Annotated in this window: 14 protein-coding genes; 4 read left to right on the plus strand and 10 right to left on the minus strand. The window is 45.0% G+C overall.

The genetic code is table 11. From position 1 onward, the window contains the following. The first annotated feature begins 9 nt into the window (after nucleotides 1-9). Complete coding sequence (locus tag ACMXYN_RS02350) at nucleotides 10-783, plus strand: molybdopterin-synthase adenylyltransferase MoeB (RefSeq protein ID WP_415893326.1); 774 nt, start codon at nucleotides 10-12, stop codon at nucleotides 781-783. Next, nucleotides 776-1,210: a CoA-binding protein gene (locus tag ACMXYN_RS02355; protein ID WP_415893327.1), complete on the plus strand. Its 435-nt coding sequence runs from the start codon at nucleotides 776-778 to the stop codon at nucleotides 1,208-1,210. The genes ACMXYN_RS02350 and ACMXYN_RS02355 overlap by 8 nt, the downstream gene beginning before the upstream one ends. Here the strand turns inward: ACMXYN_RS02355 and ACMXYN_RS02360 are convergent. From ACMXYN_RS02360 to ACMXYN_RS02370, 3 genes are read right to left on the minus strand one after another with little or no spacing between them, the layout of a single operon-like run. Then, on the minus strand, nucleotides 1,200-2,252 hold the full coding sequence (locus tag ACMXYN_RS02360; protein WP_415893328.1) for a methyltransferase: 1,053 nt from the start codon (nucleotides 2,250-2,252) through the stop codon (nucleotides 1,200-1,202). The genes ACMXYN_RS02355 and ACMXYN_RS02360 overlap by 11 nt on opposite strands. A 3-nt stretch (nucleotides 2,253-2,255) precedes the next feature. After that, the gene (locus ACMXYN_RS02365) at nucleotides 2,256-2,846 is read right to left on the minus strand and encodes a hypothetical protein (RefSeq protein ID WP_415893329.1); all 591 of its coding nucleotides are present in this window, start codon (nucleotides 2,844-2,846) and stop codon (nucleotides 2,256-2,258) included. Next, nucleotides 2,843-3,439: a hypothetical protein gene (locus ACMXYN_RS02370; protein WP_415893330.1), complete on the minus strand. Its 597-nt coding sequence runs from the start codon at nucleotides 3,437-3,439 to the stop codon at nucleotides 2,843-2,845. The genes ACMXYN_RS02365 and ACMXYN_RS02370 overlap by 4 nt, the downstream gene beginning before the upstream one ends. 102 nt (nucleotides 3,440-3,541) lie before the next feature. Here ACMXYN_RS02370 and ACMXYN_RS02375 point away from each other — a divergent pair, with 102 nt between their 5' ends. Then, the gene (locus ACMXYN_RS02375) at nucleotides 3,542-3,862 is read left to right on the plus strand and encodes a hypothetical protein (RefSeq protein WP_415890179.1); all 321 of its coding nucleotides are present in this window, start codon (nucleotides 3,542-3,544) and stop codon (nucleotides 3,860-3,862) included. A 15-nt stretch (nucleotides 3,863-3,877) separates the two neighbouring features. Next, entirely contained in the window at nucleotides 3,878-4,570 is a 693-nt protein-coding gene (locus ACMXYN_RS02380) for a helix-turn-helix transcriptional regulator (protein WP_415893331.1), read from the plus strand. Here ACMXYN_RS02380 and ACMXYN_RS02385 read toward each other — a convergent pair. The 7 genes from ACMXYN_RS02385 to ACMXYN_RS02415 form a co-directional block, all read right to left on the minus strand. Further along, entirely contained in the window at nucleotides 4,567-5,523 is a 957-nt protein-coding gene (locus ACMXYN_RS02385; RefSeq protein ID WP_415893332.1) for an AEC family transporter, read from the minus strand. The genes ACMXYN_RS02380 and ACMXYN_RS02385 overlap by 4 nt on opposite strands. Nucleotides 5,524-5,566: 43 nt before the next feature. After that, on the minus strand, nucleotides 5,567-6,073 hold the full coding sequence (locus ACMXYN_RS02390; RefSeq protein ID WP_415893333.1) for a SixA phosphatase family protein: 507 nt from the start codon (nucleotides 6,071-6,073) through the stop codon (nucleotides 5,567-5,569). 274 nt (nucleotides 6,074-6,347) lie between these two features. Continuing rightward, nucleotides 6,348-8,000 carry an acyl CoA:acetate/3-ketoacid CoA transferase gene (locus tag ACMXYN_RS02395; protein ID WP_415893334.1) on the minus strand — a complete coding sequence of 551 codons (1,653 nt, stop codon included), beginning with the start codon at nucleotides 7,998-8,000 and terminating at the stop codon, nucleotides 6,348-6,350. A 162-nt stretch (nucleotides 8,001-8,162) separates the two neighbouring features. After that, nucleotides 8,163-9,530, minus strand: coding sequence for a sigma-54 interaction domain-containing protein (locus tag ACMXYN_RS02400; RefSeq protein ID WP_415893335.1), 1,368 nt, complete (start codon nucleotides 9,528-9,530; stop codon nucleotides 8,163-8,165). An 83-nt stretch (nucleotides 9,531-9,613) separates the two neighbouring features. After that, entirely contained in the window at nucleotides 9,614-9,835 is a 222-nt protein-coding gene (locus tag ACMXYN_RS02405) for a hypothetical protein (RefSeq protein WP_415893336.1), read from the minus strand. 155 nt (nucleotides 9,836-9,990) lie between these two features. Then, entirely contained in the window at nucleotides 9,991-10,527 is a 537-nt protein-coding gene (ftnA, locus tag ACMXYN_RS02410; protein WP_415893337.1) for a non-heme ferritin, read from the minus strand. Nucleotides 10,528-10,887: 360 nt separating this feature from the next. Then, the gene (locus ACMXYN_RS02415) at nucleotides 10,888-12,447 is read right to left on the minus strand and encodes a PAS domain-containing methyl-accepting chemotaxis protein (protein WP_415893338.1); all 1,560 of its coding nucleotides are present in this window, start codon (nucleotides 12,445-12,447) and stop codon (nucleotides 10,888-10,890) included. Nucleotides 12,448-12,656: the final 209 nt, after the last annotated feature.

The following is a 12,656-nucleotide window of genomic DNA, read 5'->3' on the forward strand; positions in this document are numbered from 1 at the left end:
GAGAAAACAATGCTGAGTGATGAGCAGCTATTACGCTACAGCCGCCAAATTATGTTGCCTGATGTCGATATAAATGGGCAGGAAATCTGGTTAAATTCGACAGTTTTGATCATCGGTCTAGGTGGCTTGGGTAGTCCTGTTGCTATGTACCTGGCCGCGGCAGGTATCGGTGAGCTTATCCTAGTGGATGATGACGAGGTCGAGCTTTCCAATTTACAGCGTCAGATTGCTCATAACACTAAGCGCATTGGCACACCTAAAGTGGATTCGGCTCGAAATACCATTGCCGGTCTCAACCCTGATACTCGAGTGAAGGCCTTATATGAGCGTTTAGACGATGAGGCTTTGCAGCGTTTAGTCGCAACCGTTGACCTTGTGGTTGATTGTACCGATAACTTTAGTACTCGATTTTCGATTAACCGCGCTTGCTTTATGCACAAGAAGCCATTGGTTTCCGGTGCGGCTATCCGTATGGAAGGTCAGGTGGCGGTTTACGATCCGCTTAATCCAGAATCACCTTGCTATCAATGCCTCTACAAAGAGGGAAGTGATGAAGCGCTTACTTGCTCTGAGTCCGGTGTTTTATCGCCTCTAGTCGGCATTATTGGATCGGTTCAAGCATTAGAAGCATTAAAAGTTTTGGCTTCGGTTGGCGAGAACTTGGCAGGCCGTTTACTGCTTTTAGATGCCAAAACCATGGATTGGCGCACCCTTAAATTGCGTAAAGACCCTGAGTGCAGTGTTTGCAAAGGCATGCATGTCGAAGGTGATAGTCATGACTGATGATCAGTTATCTATCGATGTTTTAGAAAGTGTTCGTACTATTGCTGTAGTAGGCGCGAGCAATAAGCCTGAACGCGCGAGTTTCCGTGTGATGGCTTTCTTGAAGACTTGCGGTTATGACGTTATCCCGGTCAACCCTGCACTTGAGGGTGAAACTCTGCACGGTGAGCAGGTTGTGGCTTCTTTAGCTGATATTGATAAAACGGTTGATATGGTCGATGTGTTTCGTCGCAGCGATCAGGCTGGAGAGGTTATCGACGAAGCTATTGAAATCGGAGCTAAGGCCGTTTGGTTGCAATTAGGGGTGGACAGCCCTGACGCACAGAAACGCGCTGAAGATGCAGGCCTTAAGGTTGTGGTAAACCGTTGCCCTAAAATCGATATTCCTGACTTATCAATTAATACGCCTTCAAGTTTTAACGTCTAGCTCGAATTAGGAAGAACGGCGTTTCTAACTGAATGGTTTCGATCTCAATGTTGTTAAAACCATTGCTTTTCAATAACTCAATATAAGCATTGGGCTCACGGAAAGAGCGATTGAATAACAACATAGGCAATAGGCCGTAAGGTACGGGCCTGCTTAGATCTAATGGCCCTCTTTCACATATCAGTATTTCACCCTGATCGTTTAGTGTGCTTGTTGCTTGGCGGATAAATTGTGCACAGGCTTCTATTGGCCAGTCGTGTAAAATTGATTTGAAGGTCACCAGACCTTGTTGCTGTGGTAGCTCATCCACAAGTGCATCCGCTGCTTTAAAATTGATTCGATCCGCTTCTTGTTCTCCCTTAATGTGGCTTTTACCTACTTCACACACCACAGGAAGATCAATAATGGTCGAGTTGAGTGCTGCATTAGCTTTGCATAATTGCAGCGCGAATTCACCGCTGTTTCCACCAATATCCAGATGGTTTTTTACATGATTTAGATCGGCGTGTTTAGCAATTACACGGCCTTCGTAGCGGGTTAAGCAGGTGGTGAAGCGCATCCATCGACGGGTTGCAGTAATGTTCTCTGGTGTGACCTCAAAACAGCGATTGTAAGCGAACAGTTCAAATACCTTAGCCTGCTGAATAAAACGAGGCATGTCCTCAAGGAACAGTGTGTAGTGCTGCAAAAGGTCAGGTGCTAATAGATTTGCAAACTCCAATTTGGAAAGTAGCAGATCTTGGAAGGGGAGTGTTTGACTGAAATCCGTCGTCAGTTGCCACCGAAGCTTATCGTCCTGCTCAATGATATTGGCTGCTTTTAATTGTTGGAGCAGCATACCCAGGGCTGTCACTTTAGGCTGGCTTTGTTGCAAAGCATCTTCAGAACGAGGTTTGTCTGATAGGATTTTGATCAGGCCTATTTGTAAAGCCGTAAACAGTACTTGGGCTGTGACAAAATCTTGAATAAATGCCTCGATGCAAAGGTAGGCTTTCCAGTCCTGTTGTTCAGCTGTTGAATCATCAAGGCAAAGAGACTGCATTGTTTATCCTATTGATTGTTCTTGTGAGATCGTTTGGTAAATGCGCTGAGCTATTTCGCCAAGTGGCAGTGTGCCATCGATATTAATATCGGCATCTTCGGTTAGGCGCTCTTGTTGTATGACGAGTGTAGCGCGGATGTCTTGAATGTAACCTTCAAGGTAATTAGAAAGCCAATCCATTTGCTGAATATAGTCCGACGGGACTTTTTTAAATTCGCTGCTAAAAGCTTTGATATTGCGAGCAAGTGAAATATCAAGAGGGGTGTCTAGCCAAATTAGGCAATCAATGTATTGCCCACTGGCATGATGATGTCGGCCTAATGGGGTTTCAATCAACAAGAAACTTTTATCAGAGATTTGGATCTGGGCGGCAATTGCTTCAGCAAAGCCAGGAATATTTAAATTGTTGTAGTCGCTACCTTGTTTCATCCATTGAAGGGTTTCGGCCATGGATTGATTGGTGGCTTGTTGATAATCATCGTAAAAGAGTGTGTCTGCATCTAGCAGTTTAGCTAGTGCTAAGGTTAAAGATGTCTTGCCGCTGCCAGGTGCACCAGCGACGGCTATTACAAAGCATCTCTTTGAATCTGTCATGAGAGAAACATCGCTCGAATTTTCTGATCGTCCCAGCACTTTTTCGCATAGTTCAGCGTTTCTTCGGAGTAACTGTGTTGGTCGATATCGTCTGGGCAAGATGCTCCAGAATTTATAATAAAGTGGATAAGCGGTAACTGATCGCTAGCTAAGGCTTTATGAACAAGTTCGTCATCAAGCTGTCCGCCATACTGGAGTAAGACTGATAGATGCAGCATGAGTTCTTGTTCGGAGCAATGATCAAAGCATTGTTGAAGCAGTGGTGTTGGGTCGGTTGTGGCACCAGCAGTATAAAGCGCTGTTAGTAAGGGCAGACTTTTTTCTTGTCTAAGTGACAGCGCTGCAAGTGTTAGGGTCTTATCGGTGTGGCTTGTTTGGTCTGGGTTGGCGCCGAAGTTTAACACCAGCTTTAACGCTTTTGGGGCTTGTTTAAGAATGCAGACTTCAGCTAAAGGCGCAGTATCATCAGAGACTGGTTGATTGATTTCTTCCGGTTCGAGTTTTTGCAGATGTTTTTGGAGCTTGGTCAGATCATCGGCATCGATCGCTTTAAAAGCTTTTGCCAATCGATCGCTTTTGAATAACTTAAACATCTTTATCCTCATTTAATAAAACTCTACTGACACTACGCTGTCAGTAGGCCTAGTTTAGCATCCCTGTTGTCATATTTAAGAATTGGATTAAGGAGAATAACAATGACAACAACCGTCGTGGAAATGGTAACTTACAATCTGAAATCAGGCGTGAATAAAGCTGACTTTGCATCGACTCATGACAAGGTTAATGAGTGGCTAAAAAAGCAGGAAGGCTTTCTGTATCGCTCAGTGAGCGAAGATGAAAATGGCTTACTGCATGATTTAGCTTATTGGCAGGATATGCCGACAGCTAAAGCGGCGGGCGATGCATTTATGCAATCTGACGAAGGCCAGTCGCTGTGTGGTCTTATTGATATGGATAGTTGTCATATGCGTCATATGGAAGTACAAACAGAAGCTATGATTTGCGAAGGGGCTTAGGGAGCTAACTTACTGATGAGGAAAGCGGAACGCTTATTTCAATTACTAACGCTTTTGCGTGGCCGCCGAACAGCTTTAACGGCCAGCGCCTTGGCTGAGGTGTTGGAAGTCTCTGAGAGAACTATCTACCGAGATATACAGGCGCTTTCGCTTTCTGGTGTGCCTATTGAAGGTGAAGCGGGGGTAGGCTATCGCCTACGCCCGGAATTTAATCTGCCGCCTCTGATGTTTGATGAAGAAGAACTCGAAGCACTGTTGCTGGGTGTGCGCTTAGTGCAGGGCTGTAGTGATCGGCATCTAGGTCAGTCTGCTTCCAGAGTGCTAGATAAAGTCAAAGCGGTTTTGCCAACAGAGCTTTATGATCAATATATAGAAGGCCCCGAATGGTTTGTTGTTCCTGGGCTACATCGAAAATGGACGACCCAATATAGTGACCAAATCAGAGTCGCGATCAAGAATAGGTTTGTGATTTCGATCGGTTATCAACGAGAAGATAAACAACAGTCCGAGCGTGAAGTTTGGCCTTTAGGTTTAGTGTACTGGGGTGCTGTTTGGACCTTGGTTGCTTGGTGTGAGCTGCGCGAGGATTTTCGTATGTTTAGATTGGATCGTATCCAGTCGCTTACGCAATTGTCCCGTCATTTTGAAACTACAGATCAAATTAGCTTACAGACCTATCTTAAGCGTACAGAATGTACGGAAGCTTAAATTACACCTGTAACGCGCATGATATAGATGCCCGCCGATAGGCTAAGGATAGAGCCTATGGTCGTCATTAATATGATATTCGCCGCTAGTTTCTCATTTCCTCCCATCGCTTTAGCCATAACAAAACTGGCAGCAGCTGTCGGACATCCAAATAGAACCATGAGCATGGTTAAGTCTTGCCCTTTGAAGCCGTATGCCCATGCGGCGAGTGTTAATATCAGAGGGATAAAAAGTAGCTTTGATAAGGTCGCCCAAGTGGCTTGTGAAGAAGTGCTACGTAAGCTCTTCATGTTCAATGAGCCGCCTATAGCCAATAGGGCTAAAGGTAGGGTCAGATTGGCGAAGTAACGCCCTGTTTTTTGTGCAATTTCGGGAAGCTGGAAACCGAAGTAAGAGAACGGAAGTGCCAGCAATACCGCAATGATCAGTGGGTTTTTTACGATCTCTAATACGGTTTTGCCGATACTTGCGCCGCCTTGGTGTTTTGCTGGCAGTGTTAATGCAATGATTGATAAGACATTAAACAGAGGAATAACGAGCGCTAGTAGTAGGGATGCTTGCGCCAAGCCGGAATCAGAAAATAGGTTATAGCTCACAGCTAAACCAATAATGCCGTAATTGCTTCGAAACGCACCTTGTATAAAAACACCTAAGTCTTCTGGTTGTTTGATCCAGCGCTTAGCGAGAAACCAAAGCGCGATGAAACTGATCAGAGTGCCAATTAAGACAAAACCCAGTTGCTCTGGATTAAAGACTGCGTGAAAGTCTGTCCGTGAAATGGACATAAAAACCAAGGCTGGCAGGGTGATCATAAATACCAGCTTTGATGCTGTATTTATGAAGGCATCATCAATCAGCCCTACGCGTTTCAGTAGATAGCCTAGAAAGCCAATAAAAAAGATTGGGGCGGTAATACTCGCAGTAAAACTGAGCGATGAAAGGTAAAGATCCACAGGCACTCACTCTGGAATAAAGAGTACAGTTTATCATAGTTGCTTAGGCGGCGGTTGAAGCGTGCTTTTTCGGGTAATCGAATAAAATGCTGGTGGCACAGCCCGCTGCTAATTCATGCCACTGGGTAATGCTTAGATGCATGTGAAGAACTGCTGCTGTAGGAAGCTTTTCTAAGTGGCTTTGAGTGAGTATATCAGCTAGTTGGTGTAGCGCTGGATTATGGCCGACTAGCATAATACTGCTCAGATGATCTGATTGGTTTTGCAAAAGGTACATCAGCGTTTCGGCACAAGATGCATACAGTTCTGGATGGGTTTGCAATTGTTCTTGTTTTAAATTGAGTTGTTGATGGATTTCGGAGGCCGTTGTGATTGCTCTGTTTGCGTTGCTTGCTAAGATGAGTTCTGGCTCGATGCCATATTCACCTAAACGCGTAGCCATCTTTGGAAGGTCTCTCTGACCACGCTTATTGAGAGGGCGCTCAAAGTCATCAAGAGTGGGGTCTTTCCAGCTGGATTTTGCGTGACGAACTAAAGTTAGCTTTTTCATAAAGCGCTCCCGCAGTTAGACGCTCTTAGGAGTATTGCTTTAGATAGCTGGAATTGCGAGCCGGGGGAGATGAAAAAACATCCGGAGAGCGGCCAAAAAACTAAAATCCGGGGCTGCGGTGAAGTGCAGTATAGATTTGAGTAATGACGTGAACCGCTCTCTGCAATAAGAATAGAGCCTTAGCACAAGTCCGCCGCACAGCGAGAATATGGCAATGGGGTCAGTACGTTGTGTACCTTCCCCTATCTTATTGCTGGATGATAAAAGGACGATCTTACGAAATTGAATACATCTTTGAAGGTTGTGGAACCGGTTTTTGCGGTTGAAGAACGTTCTTCATTAATGCCCTCATCTGCTGCATCGGTCTACTACCAGGTTGATTGAGGCGCATTGGGCTTTCACGGAATAAGCGCTCATCCATTGGAGTTAAATGATCATCAATTAACGGCATAAACTCCATCTGATCCAGTACATCCTTTTGCAGGTCGATGCCTGGTGCTATTTCTGTCAGTAAAAGCCCTTTCGGCGTGAGCTTGAATACCGCGCGTTCAGTAATAAAGGTTACTCGCTGTTGGCATTGCATAGCGTAACTGCCATTAAATGTAATTTGCTGAACAGACTTTTTAAATTTCTTAAGAGGCCCGTTCTCTATCACTTTTAAGCCGTGCTCGTGCACCTCTAAACGTTGTTTGCCAGAGGTGAAAGTGCCGAGAAAATAAACATCTTTAGTGTTTTGAGTAATGTTAATAAATCCGCCTGCACCAGCGAGTTTAGGGCCGAATTTACTAACGTTAACGTGACCCTCTGGGCAGGTTTCAGCTAAGCCTAAAAAGGCTTGGTCTAAACCGCCGCCATCATAGAAATCAAACTGAGCAGGTTGGTCTACAACCGCTTCAGCATTACTTGTTGCACCAAAGCTTAGCCCGCTAGCAGGTTGGCCGCCGATTCCGCCAGGCTCAACGGTAAGAGTGAAGTCTTCTATCTTTCCTTCTTCAGCTGCAACGGCTGCTACCGTTTCAGGCATGCCAATACCAAGATTGACGACGGCATTGTTTTTCAGTTCCATTAGTGCGCGACGAGCAATGATTTTTCTTGCGTCTAAAGGAACAGGTTTGCTTGCTTGGGCCGGTAATGTAATTTCGCCGCTGTAGGCTGGGTTATAGACTTCGGCAAATGTCTGAGGGTGGTCTTCAGCAGGCGCTTGAATAATATGATCAACCAAGATTCCCGGGATACGGATTCTATCTGGACTTAGGTTATGTTGCGCAGTAACACGTTCAACCTGTACTAGTACCTTACCGCCACTGTTTTTAACGGCTTGCGCAATCGCTAAAGCATCTAAAGGCAGTGCTTCACGTTCCATAGAGATATTGCCTTTACTATCTGCTGTGGTACCGCGTAGCAGGGCAATGTTTGGTTGGCAGTGCTTATATAGAAGAGCTTCTTCACCGTTAAGATCAAGTAGCTGTACCAGTTGCGCTTCTGTACGGCTATTTACTTTGCCGCCTTCAAGACGTGGGTCTACAAAGGTGTGCAAACCTACCCGTGTGAGCGTGCCTGGTTTACCTGCGGCAATATCGCGGAACATATGGCAGATAACCCCTTGAGGAAGGTTGTATGCCTCGATTTTATTCTCAATCGCCATTTTTCCGAGTGCGGGAGCTAAGCCCCAATGCCCACCGATGACTCGCTTTATCATTCCTTCATGGGCAAAGTGATTTAAGCCGCGAGTTTGGGCATCGCCTTGGCCGGCCGCGTAAAGCAGACTGAGGTTGTTGGGTGTGCCCTGATCTAGAAATCGTTTTTCGATCGCTTTTGCGAGAGTTTCAGCAAAGCCGATACCGATAAAACCGCCAGTCACTATGGTGTCATTTGATTGAATTAATGCTGCCGCTTGATCGGCCGTGATCAGCTTATTCTGAGACATCCTGAATACCATTCTTGTTATTTTTAATTCAGTTGTTTAGAGCAAGGCAGGGGCCATGTTTTAAATATTGTTTAAAAACAATGGGTTGTGTGTTTTTTATGGTGGGCGGGATACGTAAATATGTCTATTAAAATAGACGGTTTTCTGTCTGTGTCTAAATTATTAGACGCTTTTGTCGTCTCTTAGGCGTTGATAAAGGCTTGCCCTTGAGATACCCAGCAGTTTGGCTGCCGCTGTTTTATTGCCATTGCATTGCTGTATCGCTTCTTCAATGGCTGAACGCTCATGCTCTTTACGATAGCTTTTTAGATTCGTTAAAGGGTTTCTTTGATGGGGCTGTTCTTCATTTGCGCCTAAATCAGGCGCCTCTATTGAAGAGCCTTCAGCCATAACGCAGCCTCGTTCTAGGCGATTTCGCAGTTCACGGATATTGCCAGGCCAGCTGTAGCTTTGGAGCCATTCTAGGGCTGACTGTGACAGAGGTAGTTCCGGTAGCTGCGATTGACGCTGAATTTCGCTTAACATGTGTTCGGATAGCAGAGGAATATCTTGGATTCGATCTCTTAGAGGCGGTAGGTTGATCGGTAAGACATTCAAACGGTAGTACAGGTCTTCACGAAATAAACCTTGTTCTACTTGGTTGCGTAGATCTTTTGCGGTTGCTGCGATGATGCGCACATCGACTTTTTCAAGGCGATTAGAGCCTAGGGCTTCTACCTCACGTTCCTGTAGGACTCGAAGAAGTTTTGCCTGCATGGCGAGAGGCATCTCTGCAATCTCATCAAGGAATAGAGTACCGCCTTCAGCTAGCTGGACTTTGCCCTTGCGTGCCTTTCTATCTGCACCGGTATAAGCGCCGGGAGCGGTGCCAAACAGTTCAGCTTCGGCAAGCGATTCGGGTAGCGCACCCATATTAATGCCGACAAAAGGTCCGCTGCGCCGTGTGGAGGCATGATGGATACCCTGTGCTAATAACTCTTTTCCCGTCCCGGTTTCGCCTAATAAAAGCAAGGTTGTATCGAGTTGTGAGGCTCTTAGTGCCTGACGACGGAGTTGCTGTGTCTTCGGCGCATTACCGATCATGTCATCTAGGGCGTATCGACTAGGGCGGATGATTTTCTCATCTTCAAATTTACGCTGTAGGCGAGCAAATTTGTCGAATAGTGGTTGAAGACTGTCTAAGTCATCGTAAAAAATAAAGCCTATAGCGCCGATAATCTTATTTTCTTGATTCTTGATCGGGAGGCGAGTAACAACACACCAGCGGTTGTTAATCTGCATTAGATCTACAAAGGAAGGCTTGCCGCTTTTAATGACTCGAGGCAACTGAGTCGTGGGGATGAGATCTTCTACATTACAGCCAATTGGATCGGTCTCTTCCGGAATAGCGACAAGCTTGCGATAAGCATCGTTCATCCACAGAATTGAAGCTGTTTCATCGACTGCAATAGAGCCTTGGCAAAGACTTGAGAGTAGATCGAATAAGTTGTGATTATTATCTTGTTCAATCAGCTGGCGAAGTGAATGCATAGGAACCAATCGTGTTTAAGTTTCTATGACAAAACTACGCGCAACTATCTGGGCTGCCAAGTAAAATTTTGCTTAGGACGCTACTAAGCAACTTTTTCTTTAGCTTCTTTCGCATGCTTTTTGAGATGTCGAGCAACAGACCCCTTGATTACGATTTCCCAGTTGTCTGCTGTACTCATCAGCATGGCACCGCAGTTACCGCATTTGCAGATCTGGGAGTTACCTAAATCACTAACCGTTTTTAGCTGTGGGTGTTCCTTCCCGTTATTAACTAACTCAAAGCAATACTTGCAATCAGTGTTCACGCTATATCTCCTTGCTAGGCATGAGAGGCTACTTTCGGTTAAATATCGGACAATAAATTATTTTCTTTAGTAAAAAAATATAAAAAACAGCAGTTTTTTTAGTTTATTTATTGTCCGTTTTTAATGTGTTTATATAACTTGTTGAAATATAAGGATTAGATGGCTTCTTCTGTGCTGGCCATAATGCTACCGCCATCACCATTTTTGGCTAGTTCACCGATCTCCTTATCGATAAAGAATAAGCCTTTGCCATCTTCGCCAATGATTTTGATCTTATCTAGGATGCCATTAAACAGCTTCTCTTCTTCGTGCTGTTCAGCAACATACCATTGCAGGAAGCTAAAAGTTGAGTAGTCTTGATTTGTAAATGCGGTGTGCGCTAATTCATTGATCTTGCTGGTCACTAGGCATTCGTGTTCATAAACCTTTTCGAATAGATCACGGATCGATTCGAATTCTGCGTCAGGCGCCTCAATAGTACCAATCAGCGCCATTGCACCAGTTTCATTAACATAAGTGAAAAGACGTTTCATGTGAGACATCTCTTCATCAGCGTGCTTGTAAAGGAATTCAGCACACCCTTCATAGCCTTTAGACTCGGCCCATGCACCCATTTGTAGGTAAAGGTTGGATGAGAAAAATTCTAGATTGATCTGTTCGTTGAGCTTTTCAAGCATTGCTGGGCTAAGCATAGGTAAATCCTTACTAATTATTTACGTCACATAGCAACGGGTTTACACAGCCATTTTTTACTATTGGCAGAACGAGCACATTTTCGACATAGGTAAGTACTTGAGCGGGTATGTTTGGCAATCTCAGTGAAGTGATGCTCTATATCGCTCTTGCTAAACTTACATAAGGTTTTAGATTTGCTCATTCAGACAGGGGCTGTAAAAATTTTGCTAATGATAATCAATATTAAATGTGAAATGGCTACTAGTCTATACAATGCGACATTATATCTGACCGAAAGGTCGGTAGAAACGCTTTATAGATGTGTGAATTGGCCCTGGTTTAACCAGGGCCTTCAAAGGAATTAATTACCTTGAGAATTAAACGGTAAAGGTTTTCATCATGGAGCGTAGGTCGGTTACCAACTTATGCAGATTATTGCTGGCGTTATTGGTTTGCTCCGCGGCAGTCATATTGCTGCTGGCAATATCGCGGATATTTAGAATGTTGTGGTTGATCTCATCAGATACCGAACTTTGTTGTTCGGAAGCGCTAGCAACCTGAATGCAGCGATCAGAGACCTCTAGCATTGCTTCTGATACGGAATCAAATGATTGGCTGGCATCGTTAGCCAAATGAATCCCTCTTTGAGCTTGTTCCGAACAGCGCTGCATTGTGTCAGCGGTTACAGCAACTTGAGTTTGAATTGCTTCAATGGTGCTTCTGATTTCGCTGGTGGAGGTTTGTGTGCGCTGAGCGAGGGTGCGTACTTCGTCAGCTACCACAGCAAATCCGCGGCCTTGGTCTCCTGCGCGTGCCGCTTCAATAGCAGCGTTGAGTGCCAGCAGATTTGTCTGCTCCGCGATATCGTTGATGATGTTAACGATTTGCTCGATTGAAGAGGCTTGATGTTTAAGCTCATCTGAGGATTCTGATGCTTGTTCCACATCTCTAACAAGCTCGGTGATGCTTTCAAGCATGACATCAATATTCTCTTTGCCGTTGTTAGCAAGATCTGATGCTTTTTGAGTCGCTTGCGAGGTTTGAGCTGTATTTTGCGCTATTTCATGCGCCGTGGCAGACATCTGGGTTGCTGCGCTGGCAAGCATGTCACTCTCGCTGTTTTGTTGCTGAATTCCCGCAGTGGTTTGATTGATGGCAGCATCTGTTTCATTCATTACCTCGCCTAAGGTTTCAATGCTGTCTTCAACGCGACCTATAACCGTCCGTAAACGTGCGCGCATCATACGGGCGGCTAGATCAACAGAACCTTGCTCATGCATATTTTCTGTCATTACTAATTGCGCTAATGGGTTGTTGTAGATCTGATCTGTGGTAGATGAGATCTTTTTAAGACCCCGAGTACTGGCAAACAGCGTATATAGTCCAGCAGCCAGCACCGTTAACATCGCGATGGATTGGTATAGCTCAGAGATCGGAGCGAAGTTTAAGGCCAGCATGCTCGCGCCCATTAAACCGGCAATGCTTATAATTCGAGCAGCCAGACTTGTCGTTTTAACCGATTTTGGTGGTGATTTACGAATCTTTCCATAAATCTGCTCAGCACGTTGAATCTGTTCTTGGCTAGGACGAGTGCGGACTGATTGGTAGCCTGTTTTGGTACCATTGTTGTCGTAAAGAGGCATGACATAGGCTTGAACCCAGTAGTAATCGCCATTTTTGCATCGATTTTTGACCATCCCCATCCAAGGCTGGTCATCTTTGATATGGTTCCATAGATCTTCAAAAGCTGCCGCAGGCATATCGGGGTGCCTAACTAAGCAGTGAGGTTTTCCAATAAGCTCTTCTTGAGTGTATCCAGCAACTTGGCAGAATTCTGGGTTGGCATAAGTAATGATGCCGCGGGTATCGGTTGTAGAAATAAGGCGGACATTGTCAGGATACACGTGTTCCCGATCAGTTGTGCGAACAGAAGCCATATCTGTCTCCAGTTTAATTCCGGTTTATTCTGGACGGGGATCTTTCTATCCCGTGTAGTACTTATTCTTCCGTGCAGAACCACAGCAGATGTTTGTCTGCTTAGTGACTAAGTATATTCATCAAAATGACATTTGCATGAAAAATCACTTACAAAGTGTAAGTTTTTGTAGGGCTCGGACTGAACGGTCGGTATTCTTCCATGGCTTTA

This window comes from Neptuniibacter sp. PT8_73, assembly GCF_047778045.1.
Classification (GTDB): Bacteria; Pseudomonadota; Gammaproteobacteria; order Pseudomonadales; family Balneatricaceae; genus Neptuniibacter.